This is a genomic window from Candidatus Binatus sp. (assembly GCF_036567905.1).
Taxonomy (GTDB): Bacteria; Desulfobacterota; Binatia; order Binatales; family Binataceae; genus Binatus.
In genome coordinates this window covers 1-18,273 of record NZ_DATCTO010000091.1, presented here as the reverse complement: position 1 = coordinate 18,273, position 18,273 = coordinate 1, and the positions used below count along the sequence as shown (strand labels likewise).

The 18,273-nt window shown below is 60.4% G+C and carries 17 protein-coding genes; 10 read left to right on the top strand and 7 right to left on the bottom strand.

The genetic code is table 11. The features are described 5' to 3' along the window. Positions 1-32 precede the first annotated feature (32 nt). The 4 genes from VIO10_RS13955 to VIO10_RS13940 all read right to left on the bottom strand — a co-directional run bounded on the left by VIO10_RS13955 (position 33) and on the right by VIO10_RS13940 (position 3,113). Positions 33-1,160, bottom strand: a complete 1,128-nt coding sequence (locus VIO10_RS13955; protein WP_331965388.1) for an MBL fold metallo-hydrolase — start codon at positions 1,158-1,160, stop codon at positions 33-35. Then, positions 1,126-1,560 carry a hypothetical protein gene (locus VIO10_RS13950; RefSeq protein WP_331965386.1) on the bottom strand — a complete coding sequence of 145 codons (435 nt, stop codon included), beginning with the start codon at positions 1,558-1,560 and terminating at the stop codon, positions 1,126-1,128. Before VIO10_RS13950 ends, VIO10_RS13955 begins: the two co-directional genes overlap by 35 nt. A gap of 214 nt (positions 1,561-1,774) precedes the next feature. Continuing rightward, positions 1,775-2,422, bottom strand: a complete 648-nt coding sequence (locus VIO10_RS13945) for a hypothetical protein (RefSeq protein WP_331965384.1) — start codon at positions 2,420-2,422, stop codon at positions 1,775-1,777. Between the two features lie 166 nt (positions 2,423-2,588). Beyond that, positions 2,589-3,113 carry a macro domain-containing protein gene (locus VIO10_RS13940; RefSeq protein ID WP_331965381.1) on the bottom strand — a complete coding sequence of 175 codons (525 nt, stop codon included), beginning with the start codon at positions 3,111-3,113 and terminating at the stop codon, positions 2,589-2,591. 96 nt (positions 3,114-3,209) lie between these two features. Here VIO10_RS13940 and VIO10_RS13935 point away from each other — a divergent pair, with 96 nt between their 5' ends. The 6 genes from VIO10_RS13935 (at position 3,210) to VIO10_RS13910 (ending at position 9,147) form a co-directional block, all read left to right on the top strand. Further along, complete coding sequence (locus VIO10_RS13935) at positions 3,210-4,790, top strand: ABC transporter substrate-binding protein (protein ID WP_331965378.1); 1,581 nt, start codon at positions 3,210-3,212, stop codon at positions 4,788-4,790. A 4-nt stretch (positions 4,791-4,794) separates the two neighbouring features. After that, positions 4,795-5,715 (top strand): ABC transporter permease, encoded by a 921-nt coding sequence (locus VIO10_RS13930; RefSeq protein ID WP_331965375.1) that lies wholly within the window; start codon positions 4,795-4,797, stop codon positions 5,713-5,715. Then, positions 5,712-6,524: an ABC transporter permease gene (locus tag VIO10_RS13925; RefSeq protein WP_331965372.1), complete on the top strand. Its 813-nt coding sequence runs from the start codon at positions 5,712-5,714 to the stop codon at positions 6,522-6,524. Before VIO10_RS13930 ends, VIO10_RS13925 begins: the two co-directional genes overlap by 4 nt. Before the next feature lie 81 nt (positions 6,525-6,605). Beyond that, positions 6,606-7,625, top strand: a complete 1,020-nt coding sequence (locus VIO10_RS13920) for a phosphotransferase family protein (protein WP_331965369.1) — start codon at positions 6,606-6,608, stop codon at positions 7,623-7,625. Positions 7,626-7,689: 64 nt separating this feature from the next. Then, entirely contained in the window at positions 7,690-8,124 is a 435-nt protein-coding gene (locus VIO10_RS13915; RefSeq protein WP_331965366.1) for a DUF6285 domain-containing protein, read from the top strand. Between the two features lie 3 nt (positions 8,125-8,127). Beyond that, positions 8,128-9,147, top strand: a complete 1,020-nt coding sequence (locus VIO10_RS13910) for a DUF7064 domain-containing protein (protein ID WP_331965363.1) — start codon at positions 8,128-8,130, stop codon at positions 9,145-9,147. A gap of 30 nt (positions 9,148-9,177) precedes the next feature. On the opposite strand, the gene mtnA is transcribed toward VIO10_RS13910, so the two are convergent. After that, positions 9,178-10,212 (bottom strand): S-methyl-5-thioribose-1-phosphate isomerase, encoded by a 1,035-nt coding sequence (gene mtnA, locus VIO10_RS13905; RefSeq protein WP_331965360.1) that lies wholly within the window; start codon positions 10,210-10,212, stop codon positions 9,178-9,180. 237 nt (positions 10,213-10,449) lie between these two features. After that, positions 10,450-10,758 (bottom strand): hypothetical protein, encoded by a 309-nt coding sequence (locus VIO10_RS13900; protein ID WP_331965357.1) that lies wholly within the window; start codon positions 10,756-10,758, stop codon positions 10,450-10,452. 1,100 nt (positions 10,759-11,858) lie between these two features. On the opposite strand from VIO10_RS13900, the gene VIO10_RS13895 reads away from it, so the two are divergent. Further along, positions 11,859-12,179, top strand: a complete 321-nt coding sequence (locus VIO10_RS13895; RefSeq protein ID WP_331965354.1) for an RNA-binding protein — start codon at positions 11,859-11,861, stop codon at positions 12,177-12,179. 143 nt (positions 12,180-12,322) lie between these two features. Next, positions 12,323-13,273: a hypothetical protein gene (locus tag VIO10_RS13890; protein WP_331965351.1), complete on the top strand. Its 951-nt coding sequence runs from the start codon at positions 12,323-12,325 to the stop codon at positions 13,271-13,273. On the opposite strand, the gene VIO10_RS13885 is transcribed toward VIO10_RS13890, so the two are convergent. Next, positions 13,260-14,069 (bottom strand): enoyl-CoA hydratase/isomerase family protein, encoded by an 810-nt coding sequence (locus tag VIO10_RS13885; RefSeq protein ID WP_331965348.1) that lies wholly within the window; start codon positions 14,067-14,069, stop codon positions 13,260-13,262. The two genes, VIO10_RS13890 and VIO10_RS13885, sit on opposite strands and share 14 nt — an antisense overlap. Before the next feature lie 211 nt (positions 14,070-14,280). Between VIO10_RS13885 and VIO10_RS13880 the strand changes: the two genes are divergently transcribed. Beyond that, positions 14,281-16,581 carry a nitric-oxide reductase large subunit gene (locus VIO10_RS13880; protein ID WP_331965345.1) on the top strand — a complete coding sequence of 767 codons (2,301 nt, stop codon included), beginning with the start codon at positions 14,281-14,283 and terminating at the stop codon, positions 16,579-16,581. Between the two features lie 202 nt (positions 16,582-16,783). After that, complete coding sequence (locus VIO10_RS13875; protein ID WP_331965342.1) at positions 16,784-17,875, top strand: hypothetical protein; 1,092 nt, start codon at positions 16,784-16,786, stop codon at positions 17,873-17,875. Positions 17,876-18,273 lie beyond the last annotated feature (398 nt).

Genomic DNA, 18,273 nt, shown 5'->3' with positions numbered 1-18,273 from the left:
CGTAATACGACCCGCCAGTGCGCTCAGGCTGATCACGCAGCTTGAACCGGCAAACGCATCGCACCCGAAAAGAGATCCACCGTTGGGGCCTCTGCCGAACGTGTGGAGCACCTGATCCGGATATGACCCATTTTACCCGTCATTGCGCGCAGTTTTCTTCCCAGCATTCTCTCCACCGCAGGTTGCCTGTTGAGCGGCTTCCATCCGCCCGGCAGAGCGGTTACGAAAACCTGAGAGGTTCTTGCTTGAAGCCTCTTCGCATCGTCTTTTGAAGGCAGCGGCTTTACACCTCGCAAGAAAGGCGTGAGAACGGCAACAGAATTCAATTCAAGCATTTGGTCCCAGACATTCTCATTGTGAGATGTCTCGGACCCATGATGCGGCACTTTGAAAATAAAAGCGCGCTCAGGTGGACGCGTTTTTGAGGCAACGACCGCGCGCCACCCAACGTTTGGATTGGCGCTCTCTTCCAGATCTGAACCGAGCAATATCCGGCGATCCCCCGCCGCCACCCACAGGGCGACCGCGAGGTCGTTCGGAGGCAAGGCGACCGGCGTCAACCTGCTTTCCTTGTATCGCGGTAGAAACCGAGCGAATTGCAAATGGCTGAGAGTCAGAGAACCGCTCGAAGGACTCAAGGCGTGGACGAGCACGGGAACTCGATCGTGCGATGCCTCCCGACGATACAGAACTTTACCCTCGATTGCGTACTCTGGACCCACCGACGCCCTGCGGGCACCGCTCCTGCGCGCACGCAATATGTCTACGATTCTAGCAAACTCTGGAAGTTCCATTTCGCCGAACCGTTCTTGGGTCGAGGCTGCAACAAGCTCGGCAAACTCGTGGCTCCCAAGGGCTGCGGAGCAAGCAATTTCGCAAGAATCCGCAGCCGCAAGAATTTTAGAGGCCCCGAGCATGTGGTCGTTATGCCAATGCGTGATGACCAAGAGTTTGATGGACTTCCCGACATCGACATCGAGTTTGCGCAAATATTCAAGAGCAACGGGTTCGTGCGTCCCGGTATCTACACACGAATCAACTATTATCCACTCACCGGAGCCGAGATGTAGAACTGCGCACTCGCCGATGCCCGGGCCGAACAGCGAGACTTCGAGCTCGTCTGCGTCAGGCGGTTTTTCGAGCGGGATTCGAGATGCCAAGAATCTCCTCTATTTCGTTTGCTCTTGCTTTGACCGCGTCAAGCTGGCTCTTGGTCCAGCGCGGCAATCGTCTGAATATTATGGTTGCTACGAGCTCACGCTGCCGACTTGGGCTGAGTTTGTAACCAATGGACCAATAGAACACCGCGCCGATTTGCACGAGATCTTGGTCGCTATCAGATAGCTCATCAAATCCGAAAGTCGCTGTTTCCCTGGCACGCGTACGGTCCGTCAAATCACGAAGTTCAGCGTCAAACTCGGATTCACCAATTGTCGTGACGGTACCCCGCCATTGCTGTAACGGCTTGAAGCTTTGAGGCGGCGCTTCCAGACGCGGTATCTCAATAACGTTCCGCCGTTTCACCTCCGGTTCGTTGCCAGAAATTCGTTCGACTGCCACCGCGTCTATGCCCTGTTCGCAATTTCTAGAACTGGGAGGTTCGATCTCACCGGGTTTCCGTGCAAGAACGTATCTTCCGCCCAGAATCGAGTCAGACCACTGCAACGGCTGCTGTGCACGGTCTGCCCGACCAGTGCCCTCCTCCAGGGCAGGCCGGAATGCAGTAGATAGGTTCTTCAACTCAAAAGCTTGGGGCTGTTGCGCCATATATTTGTTATTCTGCCTGAGCGAGGAGGTCTTCGGCTACCCTTTTTGCGTACGTTTGCGCGCCGGTCCAAGACTCCGCGAGCAGTCTAAGTATCTTTTGCGGAGTCTGTTCCCCTTCGACCTCGAAATGCTCGTTGGATCCTATGTAGATTCCCGGTTGTACACGCAAGGACGGCTGAATCGTTATGCGAACTAACTTTGCCTGGCTGTGCTCGCGCCTTCCCTGCATGATCAGCGTCTCGAGGAGCGGCTCTTCGAACAAACTACGCCAATGAACTTTCGGAGCAAGAATTTCTGCGAATCTGTTTCTATATTCTATCGAGGCAGGGAAGTGCATATCTCGATTTATTCCCAACTTGTGCACTGGGGTGTGCTCCAAAAGAGTGAAGGCAGATAGAACGACCTCCACGAGCCGATCAAAATATCGAACGTCGCTCGTGCTCACATGGAATCGGTCGCGCGTCGACTGCAATGCCAGCCATTCGGTACTGAACGAAGTCACTTCCGAAGAGATCAAGTTGATCTTCGCGTCCTCCGCCTCTTCTGGCCTGACTATACCATGCGTACCGAGCCAGCTTGGTTGAAAGATCGCCGGGTTGAAATTCCCGACGAGAACAATGCTGGCGCCCTCAATTTCCGTACTTGGAACCGGCATAGCAGCCTACCTAAATGCCCAGTCTTTCTTGCATCATACGCGATTGGGAATATCAGCGATTGCGCATTCTAGCAACCTCTCAACCGCCCGCCCTCTGGACACTGAAAACTTTATTAGCAAAAACGGTGAGAGCTGGTAGATGCTAGGACCATCTTCGCGATCGTAGCTAGTTCTTCATCTGGGCGAGCACTCGCTCGAAGACTTCCAGCGAGGGGCGATCGAAGAGCACAAAATCGATGCGCTCGAGCGTCGTCGGACCGCCGAGATGCGCGCGCACTTCCTCGAGCATCACCTGCGCGCATCGCTCGATTGGAAACCCAGCAATGCCGGCGCCGATCGCCGGAAATGCGATCGACTTAAGCGAGTTCTCATTGGCGCGCATCAGCGAGTTGCGCGTCGCCGCGCGTAGATTCGTCTGCGACGCCGATTCTCCCAGCCGCATGCTCGCTGCGTGAATTACGTGCCGCGCACGGAGCCGTCCCGCGCCCGTAATCGCCGCCTCGCCGAGTGCAATCGGACCAATCCGGTTGCATTCCTGCTGAATCGCCGGGCCGCCCTTGACGCGAATCGCGCCCGCGACGCCGCCGCCCAGCATCAGGTCGTTGTTCGCGGCATTCACAATCGCATCCGCATCCGCGTCAGTAAGATCGCCCTGACAAAGCCCGATCTTTGCGCGCCAATCTTTACTCATCGTCACCTCGCACCCAGTGGAAAGGGGAAAGTGGAATGCGAAAGTCTCGCATCGATTCTGTTATTATCGCGCCAATCGGGAATAACCCGAAACGGCATGCTCACCGTGTGGATCAGCGAAAGGACTGCTCGGCTGCGATTGGTCGCGCAGCTTGCGGCGGCGCTCATAGCGCTCGCGGGATGCGGCCACTATCGCACCGATCGTTCGCCCGGGATGATCCAGGTCGATATCGAAACCTCGCCGACTTCGACCGACCCGCGCTTTGCGACTGACGCGACCTCGTCGCGTATCAGCGAACTTATCTTCGATTCGCTGGTGAAGACCGATCGCAACGGCCAATTTGTCGGCCATCTCGCCGACCGCATCGAGCGTCCCTCGCCAACGGAAATTGTCTTTCATCTTAGGCACGGGGTGCGCTTTAGCGACGGCCGCGAACTGACGGCGCGCGACGTAGTATTCACTTATGATTCGATTCGCGCACCCGAGTCGATGTCGGCAAAACGGGCTGGCATCGAGGAGTTGAAGTCAATCGATGCGCCCGACGATTACACCGTCGTCATGACCACCGCGCATCCGTACGCCCCCGCGCTTGAGTTGGCGACCGAGGGTATCGTACCCGCAGGTACTTCGCTGCCCTCAAAAGGAAACGCAGCCGCTCCCATCGGCAGCGGCCCGTTTCAGATGGTTGCTTACGCGCGCGATGAAGCCGCGCGGCTCGAGCGCAATCCCTATTCTCCCTATCCGCCAAGCGCAGCCCGATCGATCCTCTTCAAGGTCGTTCCCGATCCTACCGTGCGCGCGCTCGAACTGGCAGAGGGCGTTTGCGACTTCTCGGGAAACAATATCGAGTACGACGTATTGCCGTGGCTCGGATCGCACCGGTTTCTGGAGGTCAGCAGAACTCCCGGCACTACCTACAAGTACCTGTCCTTCAACTTTCGTGATCCTCGGCTGCGCGAATTGCGGGTGCGTCGCGCCATTGCCCATGCGATCGACCGCAATACAATAGTCAACACCATCTTGCGTGGTACTGGGCGGGTAGCTACTGGCATGCTTTCACCTGAGAATTGGGCATACGAGGGCAATGTCACTGCCTATTCCTACGATCCAATAAAAGCGCGTCAACTGTTGGATCAGGCTGGCTATACGGCCGGAAGCAACGGGATGCGCGGGCTCCGATTCGAATACAAGACGACTCCGGAAGGCGTGCGCCTGGGCGAGGTGTTTCAGGCGATGCTTCAGCGAGTGGGTATCGAGCTGACTATCCGAACGCTCGACTTCGGCACCTATTATGCGGACATTCAGGCCGGAAGTTTCGACCTGACCTCGCTGCAATGGGTCGGAATCAACGACCCGAATAGCTACTACATGATATTCGATTCGAACAAGCCGCCACCGGATGGACAGAATCGGGGTTACTATTCGAACCCAGCGATGGATCGCCTGGTCGAAGCGGGAATGAGTACTGTCGATCCTGAGGCGAGAAAAGAAATATACGGACGGGTGCAACGACTCGCCGCCGAGGAACTGCCGTACGTTTCGCTGTGGTGGGTCGACAATGTGGCCGTGATGAATCGACGGCTGGTTGGCTTCGATGCATATCCCAATGGCAGCCTGCGTTCGCTCGCGACGCTGACGCTCAGTGGCCCCGGCAGCGGCGCAGCGCCGTCGCAGTGATCCAGTGATCAATTACGTGATCCGGCGCTTGCTCGCGCTCGTGCCCGTCGCGCTCGGCGTGGCGACGCTGACGTTCGCGATTATCCACCTGGTGCCGGGCGATCCGGTGGTTGCGATGCTTGGTGAGACCGCTGCGCCTGCCGACATTGTCGGGATGCGGCATCAGCTGGGCCTCGACCGTCCGCTGCTGGAGCAGTACGCGGCATATCTCGGTGGACTCGCGGTAGGCGATATGGGCGAATCGATATCATATCGCAAGCCGGTCTCGCGTCTTATCGCCGAACGCTTCCCGGCCACAATCGAGCTCGCTGCCGCGGGGATGCTGGTCGCTGTGCTGCTGGCATTTCCGCTGGGAATAATCGCGGGTTCCAATCCCGGCGGCGCCGGTGATCTGGGCGCGATGGGATTTGCCGTTGTCGGCATTTCGATTCCGCACATCTACCTCGGCCCGTTGCTCATGATTTTGTTTTCACTGGACCTGCGCTGGCTGCCGCTCACCGGCCGCGGCGGTCTCGAGCATTTGGTCCTGCCCGCTGTCACGCTTGGCGCCGCGCTTGCCGCGATCCTTGCGCGGATGTTGCGCCAGAGCCTGATTCGCGTGCGCGAGAGCGACTATATGCGCACCGCGCTCAGCAAGGGGTTGAGCGCGCGGGCCGCCCTCATTCGCCACGGCCTTAAGAACGCGCTCACATCCGTCGTGACCATCATCGGACTTCAGATGGGCGGGCTGCTGAGCGGCACCCTCATCACCGAAATAATTTTTTCGTGGCCGGGTATCGGCCGCCTGCTCATTGGCGCGATAGGGGCGCGCGACTATCCGGTGGTCGAGGGATGCGTACTCACGTTCGCGATTACTTACGTCCTGGTAAACATGGCGACCGATTTCGTCTATGCGGTCGTAGACCCGCGAGTGAGAATCTCGTGAGCGCGCGCGTCCGCAATCCGTCACTGGCTATTGGAGTGACTATCGTCGCCGCGATCGTTGTCGCCGCGATCCTGGGTCCGTTGCTGTTTCGCGCCGACCCTTTGTCGATCGACCTTGCGAACACGCTCGCCGGGCCCAGCCGCGCGCATCCGTTTGGTTGCGACGCGCTCGGCCGTGACATGCTCGCCCGGGTCCTCTCTGGCGCGCGGCTTTCGCTCTCGATTTCCACCGTCGTCGTTGCGATCTCGCTCGTGGTCGGCAGCCTGATTGGCGCAATCGCCGCGCTGTCGGGCGGTCGAATCGACAACCTGGCAATGCGCGGCGTGGATATCGTCCTCGCCTTTCCGGGAATCCTGCTTGCGATCGCGATGGCGGCGATCCTCGGACCGGGCCTGATCGATCTTGTGATCGCGCTGACGGCGATGGGATGGACCGGCTACGCGCGCATCGTGCGCGGCGAAGTGCTGAGCTTGCGCGAGCGCGACTACGTTCTCGCCGCCGAGAGCCTGGGCGCCAGTCAATCGCGCCTGCTGATGCGCCATCTGATCCCCGGCGTCGTTGGACCGCTGGCGGTGCAGGCGACGTTCGGAATCGGCGGAATCATCGGCGCCGAAGCCGCGCTTTCATTTCTTGGCCTGGGCGCGCTGCCACCCACGCCCAGTTGGGGCAACATGCTTGACGCCGGCCGCGCGTTCCTGCTCGTCGCCCCGCATCTTACGACTGCGCCTGGACTCGCGATCGGGCTTTCGATTCTCGGCTTCAACCTGCTCGGTGATGGGATTGCGCAGAAAGCGGAGCCTCGCGCCTGACCCTCAAGTGCTGCCGTCACCGGGTGTGCGAAGCGCGAAGATTTCGTGATACTCATTCTAGTTCGGGAGTGAGTGCACGCCATGGAGAGAATTGAACCCGGCGAAATGGTCCGGCGGCTGACCGGCTTCATCCGCACCGAGGGCCATTTCGACAGCGTCGCGATCGAGAATTTTCGCAAGATGCCCGGCGGCGCGTCGCGCGAGATCTGGTCGTTCGAATGCGCGATGGAGCGCGGCGGCGAAAGGAGCCGGCGCGCGATGGTGCTGCGGCGCGATCCCGGCGCCCACAATATCTCCACCAGTCGCCGTCACGAGTTCATGGTGATCCGGGCCGCCTTCGAAGAACGCATCCCGGTTCCCGAGGTGTTCTGGGTTTCAGAAGATCCGGCCGTTCTCGGTTCCGCATTTTTCATCATGGAGCGGATCGATGGCGAAACTTTGGCGCGTCGCCTGCTCCGCGACGACACTTACGCCCGCGCGCGCGAAGTGATGCCCGCGCAACTCGCCGAAATTCTCGCCAAGATTCACCGAATCGATCCGGTCAAGCACAAGCTCGACTTCCTGGCGGAGCCGGGCGACAACGCGGCGCTGACCGAGGTCCGACGCTACCAGGAAAACTTTCGAGTTCTCGCGCTCGAACCGCATCCCGCCTTCGAATTGGCATTCCGATGGCTCCTGAAGCGCGTTCCGAAAATGGCGCGCAAGACGCTCGTGCACGGCGACTATAGAATCGGCAATGTTGTCTTCGGCCCCGAAGGCGTGCGATCGATCCTCGATTGGGAGCTGGCGCATCTCGGCGATCCCATGGAGGACGTCGGCTGGATGTGCGTGCGGGCGTGGCGCTTCGGCAATGATCAGAAGCCGGTCGGAGGGCTTGGCTCCCGCGAGGATTTTTTCCACGCCTACGAAAAAGCCAGTGGCGCCGCGGTCGATCCCGAAGCGGCTCGCTTCTGGGAGGTCTTCGGCAATCTGCGTTGGGGCATAATCACCATCGGCCAGGCCCGTACCCATATCGACGGATTTGTAAAAAGCGTCGAGCTGGCTAGTATCGGACGGCGTACTGCCGAGACTGAGCTCGAACTGTTGAATCTGATCGAATAGCAACATGGTAATTCGCGTCGATGGCCGTCTCACCAATTCGTCAAACGTGATGTGAGTAATTAATATGCAGGACCGCCCGACTTCAGTTGAATTGCTCGAAGCGGCCGCCGACTTTGTCGATCGCGAACTCGTACCGGCAATCGAAGGCGCGCGCCAGTTCCAGGCGCGAGTGGCTGCCAACGTGATGAGAGTCGTCGCGCGCGAAATAAAACTGGAAGATCCGCTGGTTCGCAGCGAGGTGAAGGCGCTTGCGCGCCTGCTCGGGCACGACGCGCCGCATCTGCACAGCCTCGACGATCTGCGCGCGGCCGCTGCCAGCATGGGCGAAGAGTTGACCGCAAAGATTCGCGCGGGTGAGGCGGACGACGGCGGCTGGCGCGTGGAAGTACTTGCGGTCGTGCGTCAGAGCGTCGAGGACAAACTGCGTATCGCTAATCCGCGCTACCTCGAGAGCGACATCGCTATTCGCACCGCCGCGAAACCGCAAAAGGGGAACTGAGTAATGTCTGAAATCAAAGTGGTATTACTTGAACAAGACGACCTGATGCATTCCAACACCGGCGAGTCTAATTTCAACGAAAGCGCATACTATAATTTCTTCGATCGTAGCCAGCGGCTCGGCGGTTTCATCAGACTGGGTAATCGCGCGAACGAAGGTTACGCCGAAATGACCGCGTGCCTGTACCTTCCGGACGGAACCGTCGGCTTCATGTTTCAGCGGCCCGAGATCAAGGACAACAACGCTCACGACGCCGGCGGCGCAAGGTTCGAAGTCGTCAAACCGTTCGAGCGCCATCGCGTTAGCTACAATGGCAAACTCTGCCTACTGAAGAATCCGCTCGAGATGGCCGATCCAGCCAAGGCGTTCAAAAGTAATCCATACTCGCAAGCGTCGCTCGAAATCGAGTATGTGGCTATTTCTCCCGGATGGGGCGGTGAAGTGCGCGAAAAAATTGGGGATCAATGGGTGTCGCCGAAATTATCCGGTGACCCCGAAACTCAATTCGCCAAGGGCCACCTGGAACAGCTCGGCCACGCAACGGGAAAACTGGTGCTTACGACCGGCGGCGCGGACCGCGAGTTCAAAATCGACGCGCTTGGCCTGCGCGATCATAGCTGGGGACCGCGCTACTGGCAGGCGCCCAAGTTCTACCGATGGCTCACGATGAACTTCGATGAGGGTCTTGGCGCGATGGCCACAATTACGGTGAATCGCAACGGCAGCGAACTCCCGGGAGGATTCATTTCGCGCAAGGGCCAACCGATTCTCAATATCGTGAAGGTCGATATTCAGACCGAATTCATCGGCGAGCAGCAGCTACACGACAAGATCAAGGTGAATTGTGAGACCACTGAAGGTGGAGCGCCAATAGTCATTACCGGCAAAGTGCTATCAATGATCCCGCTCCGCAACCGGCGCGCCGGTATAGTCACTCGCATCGCCGAAGGTATGACCGAGTGGAACTGGGACGGCAAAATTGGCTATGGACTGTCCGAGTATCTCGATCACTTTGATGAGTAGTCTGCGCGTCGCTCGCGCCGGATAAGTCAGTCATCGTCCGCTCTTCAGCGCGCGCAGACTCTCCGTGTACGGCGGATACGCGACGCCGCGTTCGGTGATAATCGCGGTCACCAGCTCGGCCGGGGTGACATCAAACGCGGGGTTGAACGTGCTGACGCCCTTCGGCGCTATCTGCTTGCCGCCGAACTCGGTGAGCTCGCGGCCCGAGCGCTCTTCGATCGGGATCGCCGCCCCGTCGGGGCAGTCCAGGTCGATCGACGACAGCGGCGACGCGACGTAGAATGGCACCCCGTGGCGCCGGGCCATCACCGCCAGCGGGTAGGTGCCAATTTTGTTCGCGACGTCGCCGTTCGCTGCCGTGCGATCTGTTCCCACCACCACGCAATCGATCTTGTTCTGCGAGAGCACCGTCGCCGCCATGCTGTCAGCGATCACCGTCACCGGTATCCGATCTTTGTGGAGTTCCCACGCGGTCAGGCGCGAGCCCTGCAAAAATGGCCGCGTCTCGTCGGCGAACACCTGGACCTTTTTGCCCGCGTCGCGTGCGGCGCGCACCACCCCGAGCGCCGTCCCGTATCCTGCCGTCGCCAGCGCGCCGGCGTTGCAATGGGTCAACACTGTGGCCGGGTTTCCGATCAGTTCGGCGCCGAACCGGCCCAGCGCGCGATTCGCCGCCAGGTCTTCCCGGTAAATCGCGATCGCCTCCGCACGCATGCGGCGAAACAATTCTGCCGCGTCGAGTGCAATGCTGTCGTCGAGCGCGCGGCCCATTCGATCCACTGCCCACGCCAGATTTACCGCGGTTGGCCGGGTGGCCTTGAGTGCTCTCGCGACCACCTCGAAGCGTTTTCGCGCCTTCACGCCAGCGGTGCCCTTGATGCCGAGCGCGACACCCATCGCCGCCGCGACGCCAATTGCGGGTGCGCCGCGAATCACCATCGTGCGGATAGCTCGTGCGACGCCACGGTAGTCGCGATAGGTTCGAATTACCTCGCGCGCGGGAAGCAGGCGCTGATCGATCATACGGACGGTGTCCGCCCGCCATTCAATCGTCCTCACGGCCATGTGGTCTGACTCTTTTGCACACGAATGGGGTTTCAAAAAACCTTATAGCAACCTTGCGTTGCTGTCATTCTTCGCTGCGCGGAGTTTATTCGGAGCGCAATCGGAACGCACAATGACGCTGCGAAACTTCAACTGAATTGAGCAACAGAAAAGGGCGCAGCCGATGATTCGCGGCGCCGCTCAACTCTGCTCCAATTGCGCGATACCGCATTGCGGCAGGTACGCGCGAAGTCCCGGTTAGACTCTTTCGTAAACTCCGCGTGCCCTTCGCCTCGCAGCTCCGGCATCGATCCATCGCGTGATCGCCGCAAATATCTCCGACGGCCGCTTCTGCTTGAGTCCCCGCACGTTACGCACGTCGGCGGCCTTGAACTGCTTGGGAAGCGCCGAAAGCACGTTGCGCCAATTTACCCGGCCGCGTGACCCGCCGCTAATCGCTTTCGCTCCACCGCTCCCACGACCGATCAACGATCCCAGCCGCGCTTCCTCTTCTTTGAGTTTACTCAGTAGCGACTCTTTCAAGCGGATGTCTTTGCGCAGATTCATGAGCAGAGTGCGCGCTTGCCGCTGTACCTGCTGGAATGCCGATGTGGCTCCGCGAGAGGCCTTCTGTCGAGGCATTTAGCAATCTCCTTTCCGGGAATTGGTCAGTGCAAATCTACTTTGAATATACACAATCAATCCTAATCCTACAAGTATCAAAGTCATTTTGTCCATTATCAACTTCAGTCAATTGGATATAGCGTCAGGTATTCTCAATGCCTCTTCTGTTCTAGTCTTTCGGTGCAAGCGAAAAGTGAAAAACTGAAAACTCCACACCTGACATGATTGGTCTGCGATTGACCAGCGGACTACAAAGACTCACCGCTGCCCCGCGACGCCATCAGACTACTCCGCGCAGCGCTAAAGGTTATTCGGCAGATAGTCAGATCGACTCGCCGATATTTTAGCCAGTCTCTGAAACGCCGTCGCCCGCCGGCCAGGGTTCGCGTTTGGAAAAAGAACTCGATCTCGTCGCGGCTCGGCCGAACGTCGCAGACGCTCCGCCGATCAGCTCAAGCGTCTCTCGCTTTCGCAATTGCTATGTTCGCAGACTTGCGCTCTAGGCGTAGCGCTCTGCGACCACATCCCCGAGCGGGGTCCCTGCGACGACACAATTGAAAACTGAAATCCGGGAACGATGGCCGGCCGGCGCTCTCGTGCGATATAGCGACGTTAGAATCAATCAGGAATCATAATGCATACATTATCATGCATAGGCATTCGTTCGATTCGGCAGTCATAACTCCTAATCGCCCGCGGGCCTTTACCCTATCAAGTTGTTAACTGCTACTCGAATCTGGCACGCTGGTCGCCTAATTTCTGGTCGCCGATAGGCGGATTTGCGACGGATATCGCCCTATGCGCGAGCAGGTAGCCACTGGGGCAAATCAAGAAATAAAGCTCCGGAATTAGATAGGAGGAGCACAGAGTACTATGTTTGCGATTGGCGCGATGCTATAAGCAGTCCGGAATTGGGACTAGATGCGCGCCGTAGGTATCGCCCTGCCATTTGGCCGTCTGTACCGCCGATCAGGCTTCCGAATGCCTATAGATACGGACGGAGTACGCTGCGGTGGAACCGGGTCGCGCGCGAGGAGAGGGTAATGGGCCGCAGACTGTATGTTGGGAATCTGGCTTGGACTGTGACCGACCAGGATCTGCTCGACGTGTTTTCAGAAGCAGGAAAGGTGGACAGCTCGCAAGTCATCATCGACCGCGCCACCAACCGCTCGCGGGGATTCGGCTTCGTCGAGATGGCGACCGATGAGGCGGCCGAAGGCGCGATCAAGAAGCTGAACGGCCGCGACATCAAGGGCCGGCCGATTCGCGTCAACGAAGCGCAGGCGCGCAGCGGCGGAGCCGGTGGTGGCGGCGGTGGTGGTGGTGGCGGCGGCGGTGAACACCGCGGCGGACGCGACCACTAGTCAGTTCCGGCATTTCCAGATAGCGCGCGATTGTAGTTCACTGTTTCGTCGCGCCGCGCAACGTACTCAACCCACTTGAGGGGACACCCGATTCTCGGGCCGAACCCTTGCGGCTGGACTCTCCCTCGGATTGAACCATCACCGTGGAACTCATAACGCTTGAAGCAGCTGGCGAGCGCGCCGTGATTGTGCCCGACGCCGGATGCCAATGCCTGGGGTACCGCGCCGGCACGCTCGATGTCATCGCGGGCCCTGCCAATCCCGACGCATGGCGCGAGCATCCGCATCGCGGCGGCATTCCGATCCTCTTTCCGTGGCCAGGCCGCGTCGGCGACGCATGCTTCACGTTCAAGGGCCGCGAATACCGGCTGCCGGTGAACGAGCCCGCACGCGGGCACGCGATTCACGGCTTCGCGTGCGAACGCACCTTTCGCGTGACGCGGCGCGGACCGTACTTCGTCACGGCGACTCTCGATTCGTCTGACTATTCGGATCTCAATTCGATCTGGCCGTGGCCGTTCGTGCTCGAGATAGACTACGAAGTTGGTAATGGACTGAGATTGAAGGCTCGCATTACCAACACCGGCGGCTCGGTTATGCCGTTCGGATTCGGCGCGCATCCTTACTTTCACGCGCCTCTCAATCCCACAGGCTTGCGCAGTGGGATGCTGATTCAGCTCGACGCCAACGCTCGATGGGCGCTCGACGCGCGCCTCATACCCATCGGTGACGCCGGGCCGTTGGCGGGCAAGTATGATCTTCGCGCGCCGCGTGCTCTTGGAGCTGATACTTACGACGACGCATTCCGCATGGCGCCGATCGCGGAGCGAAGCGTGAACAACAATGGGTCCGTGCCGCGCGCGCGGCTTATCGATCCGTCGCTGAATATCGCGCTCGAGATTCGCGCCGATCGCGCGTTCGGCGATTTCGTCGTCTATGCTCCCGCGGACAGCCAGTTTATCGCGCTCGAGCCGTACACCTGCGCGCCCGACGCCTTCAATCTTGCGGCCCGTGGCATCGCGGCGGGGATGCGCGAACTTGCGCCCGGCGATACCTTCGAGGCCGGCTTCGAGATTCGCCTCAACGCCCCTTGAAGCGCGGCTCGCGCCGCTGTGCCAGCGCTGCCGCGCCCTCGCGAAAATCTTCGGTGCCGATCAGCGAACTCTGCGCCAGCACCTCGAGTTCCTGAAACGTCATCTTGTCCAGGCCGTGGCCTTTGTCGATGATCCGCTTCGCCAGCCCGACCGCGATTGGCGCGTTGCGCGCCATCTCGCGCGCAAGCTCTTCGGCCGCCGCCAGATGCGCACCTTCGGCGACGACGCGATTCACCAGCCCAATCCGTTCCGCCTCCGGCGCCTCGATCATCCGCGCCGTCATGATCAACTCCTTCGAGCGTGCATAACCGACCGTCCGCGTAAGCCGGGTGGTGCCGCCCACGTCGGGCACCAGGCCGATCCGCACTTCCGGCATCCCAAGCCGCGCGCCCGCCGCGGCCACCCTGGCATCGCACGCGAGCGCCAGTTCGAGCCCGAGTCCGCCGACGAAGCCGTGCAGCGCGCCGATGACTGGCTTCTCGATACTCTCGATCCGGTTCAGCGACGCCTGCGACTCCGCCACGAAGCGCCGAAAGCGCTGCATGTCGGGCCCTCCGCTCTGACCGCTCAGCGCGCCGCTGTCGTTGGCGAGCGAGGTGAAATCGATGCCCGCCGAGAACGCCTGTCCCTCGCCGTAAACGATAATCGCCCGAACCTCGGGACGATCGACCTCGTCGATCGCCTCGGGAATCGCGCGGAGCATCGCCTGGTTGATCGCGTTGCGCTTTTCGGGACGGTTGAGCGCGATATACGCGAGCTCACCCTCGACTCGAACTTTGATTACACTTTCCGCCATCGCTGACACCTCGATGAGTATTCAACCGCATGCTGCCGCGGCCCGCCAGACGCGAAACTATCCCCTCCCGCCGCCGCTGGAAAGGCCGCGGAACAAATCCGGGCTGGAACCTTGCAGACCGGAGGCCGCCGGGTCTATAGCGGAGCTGGAATCGGAGACTCAAAACGGAACTTCCGGTCAAGGTCGCTAACGAACAAACCGAGAGTCAACCATGGCCGAAGTTGAAACCCTCTCGCCGTGGTGGCGGCGTTCAGCGATTGTCACGATTGTTGCGTGCTTCTGCGTACTCGGATGGCTGACGAAGCTGACCTATTCCGGCGCGCCGCCGATTCCCGAACGCGTCGTTGGCCCGGACGGGGCTGTGCTGTTCACCGGCCGCGATATCACGGCCGGCCAAGAGGTCTTTCTCCGCTACGGCCTGATGGAGAACGGCACGATCTGGGGACACGGCGCGTATATCGGACCCGACTTCTCGGCTGAGTATCTGCACACGCTCGCGCTCGACGCTGAACAGGTTGTCGCACAGCGCCACGGCTTGGTCATGCAGGCGGCGCTGCGGCCCGGCCAGCGATTGATCGTCAACGCGGAAGTCGCGCAGCTACTCAAACTCAATCGCTACGACCCGGCCTCGAAGACTCTCAGCTTCACGGAGGCCGAGGCCGCGTCCTTCCAGCGGCAGATCGGCCTATGGACGAAATACTTCGAGGATCCTGAAAGCAATGGCGGCCTTCCGCACAATTACATCAGGGACTCCGCGCAACTTCGCGAACTGACGTCATTCTTCGCATGGACGGCGTGGGCTTCGGTCGCGGATCGGCCCGGGCGCAATTACTCGTACACGAACAATTTTCCCTATGATCCCGCGGTCGGCAACGTAGCGACCAGCGGCGCCGTGCTATGGAGCGCACTGAGCTTGATCACGCTGCTCGGGGCGACGGCCTTGGTGCTGTTCGCGTTCGGCCGGTTCGACTTCCTTGGATGGCGCGGGCGGCGCGGGCATGTGCATCCGAAGATGCTCCCCGGCGTGGCGACGCCCAGCCAGCGGGCGACGATCAAGTACTTCGCCGTCGTCGCGCTGCTGTTCCTGGCGCAGGCGCTGGTCGGCGGCGGCACCGCGCATTACCGCGCCAGCGCCGGCAGCTTTTACGGAATCGATCTCTCCGCGATTCTGCCGAGCCAGATCCTGCGCACGTGGCATCTGCAGCTGGCAATTTTCTGGATCGCCGCATCGTACGTCGCGGGCGGACTATTCCTGGCGCCATCGATTGGAGAAAATGAGCCGCGCGCGCAGACCCGGTGGGTAAACGTGCTGTTTGTTGCGCTCGTGCTGATCGTCGTTGGCAGCCTGCTGGGCGAATTCGCCGGAGTGCATCAGTGGATGGGGCGGCTGTGGAGCTGGTTCGGCGACCAAGGATGGGAATACCTGGACCTCGGGCGCGCGTGGCAGATGATGCTCGCGGCCGGCCTGGTGCTGTGGGTCGTGCTGCTGTACCGCGCGATCGCACCGCGGCTGCGCGGCCACGAATCGAGCGAACTCTCCGCGCTGTTCATGGCCGCGGCGGTCGCGATTCCGGTCTTTTACGTGCCCGCGTTCTTTTACAACACCGCGTCGAACTTCACCGTCGTTGACCTGTGGCGATTCTGGGTCATCCATCTCTGGGTGGAGAACTTCCTCGAGCTGTTCGTGACCTGCGCGGTCGCGATCATCTTCTACCAGCTGGGGATCGTCTCGAGCGCAACGGCGTCACGCGTCGTCTATCTTGACGCGCTGCTCTACCTCGGCAGCGGGATCATCGGCACGGGACATCATTGGTACTTCAGCGGCCAGGCGCAGCTCACGATGTCGCTCAGCGCCGTCTTCTCGGCGATGGAGGTCGTGCCGCTCACGCTGCTTACGCTCGACGCGTGGGATTTCGTCGCGCTGACGCGGGGGCGATGCGATATCTGCGGCGAGGATATTTCGGTGCCGCATCGATGGACGTTTTACTTCCTGATGGCGGTGGGAGTCTGGAATTTCATCGGCGCTGGTGTGTTCGGCTTCCTCATCAATATGCCAATCGTGAGCTACTTCGAGGTCGGGACGATGCTCACGCCCAATCATGCGCACGCGGCGTTCATGGGCGTATTCGGGATGCTCGCGGTTGCGCTCATGGTCTTCGCCTTCCGGCAGGTGACGCCCGATGAGCGATGGCATGATACGGAAAAATACATCCGCGTCTCGTTCTGGGGGCTGAACGTCGGGCTGGCGATGATGGTCGTGAGCAATCTTTTCCCGGGCGGCGTTCTCCAGCTCTATGACGTGCTGCAAAACGGATACTGGCACGCGCGCAGCGCCGCGTTCGGACACAGCCCGCTGATGCACGCGCTTGAATGGGCGCGGCTGCCCGGCGATCTAATCTTCATCGTGGTCGGTGTCGTTCCGCTCGTGATCGCCGCCCTCAAGACTTTTTTCGGTCTTTACAGAACGCCGGATATAACACGGCGACAGGACATCGCGGGCGAAGCGGCATGAACGCCAACTAGCCGCAAACAGCCCGCCGCCGCTGGAAAGCCCGCGGAACAAATCCGGGCTGGAACCTTGCAGACCGGAGGCCGCCGGGTCTATAGCGGAGCTAATTCTCGCGTCGTTCGCGATGCAGGATCGCATCGCCGAACGCTCGGCGGTAGCGACTGGCTTTGAAATAGCGCGGCGCGAAGCCCGGCTTGGAGTTTGGATGGCAATCAGAATCGAGGTCCCCGAAGACAATGCGTCGCTGACCGAATTCGTTGGGTTCCACGACCGCGTTTACGCCTACCGCGGCGCCCGCTGGCCCGCGTCGGCGGAGATCGAGCTGCCGTTTCTGATGGGGCAGAGTCCGTTCTGCGAGGGGCGGACGATACGCCCCATCGCCGCGCGCGACGGCGGCGAGTTGGTCGCGCGGGCGGTAGCTATAGTCGATGAGCGGTACTGCCGCCATTGGAACGAACGCCTGGGCCACGTTGTGATGTTCGAGGCGACGCCGGGCGCTCGCGAGGCGGTCAAGTTGGTCATGGACGAAGCGTGCCGATGGCTCGAGTCGCGCGGCACAATCGCGGCCCGCGTGGGCGATCTCTTCCCGCTCGATTTTCCCTTCGTGATCGATGAATACGAACTGCTTCCGCCCAACCTGCTCAGGCAGAATCCCGACTACTACCATTCGCTGCTCAAAGATGCGGGCTGCGAGACCGAGAAGGGGATGGTCGATTACAAGATCGAAGTGACCGCCGAGCTGGTCGCGCGCTACGAGAGCGCGCTCGAAGCGGCGCGGCGGGCAGGATTCGAAATCGTGCCGGCGAAAGAGATAGCGAACGACCGGCGAGTGGCGGATTTCATCGACGTGATGAACGACGCGTTCAAGCGGCATTGGGGGCACGTTCCGACTACGCGCGAGGAAGGCACGCTGTTTGACGCGATGCTCGCCTTCAGCGGAGGGCACGAAACCTCGGTTATGGCGTATCGTGAGGGCGCGGCGGTGGGCGCGCTTTTCGTCACGCCGGACGTTTCGTCGGCGGCGATCCTCGAATCGGGGCGGAAGATCGCAGAGTCGGAAAAGCTGAACACGCTCGGAATCGGTGTGCGCGAAGCGGCGCGCGGGCGCGGGGTCAACTTGGCGATGGCTTCGTACGCGTTTCTGCAACTGATCGGCAATGGCGCAAAGTATCTGAGTTACACGCTGGTGCTCGACGACAACTGGCCGTCGCGGCGTACGGCGGAGAAGCTCGGCGCCAAAGTCTGCGCGAATTACGTCGTGTACCGCCGCAATTTCCGCGCCCGTTGGCACGGGTAGCCAGTGTTAAGGCCGCCCGCCGATGGCGGGCGCGGCCACTGCCGCTGGCGCGATTCTGGCCGATCGAATCGAGCTGGAAAGAGCAATTTTCTACCATCTGTAGTGGTTTTGGGACAGCGCCGCTCTAAGGCTAGCTTTGTTCCGTCAAAAATAATTTCGGCCAAGAGCAGGCGTCGCGCGATTTCAGGCGAGCTTGGCGAGTATGAGGCATCCTGGCGGCTGACCATAGCGTACGCATAGCACGCCAAATCCGCCGGCGTCAGGCTGAACTATTGAGCTTCGCGTAATATAGTGACATTGCTGTGATTTTCTGTTAGGCTACAGGGCATGGGATTTCCAGCAGGGGTAGTCAGGGACTTCGACAGATTGGAACGGCGGCGGATGCGCGCGGCGAGTTT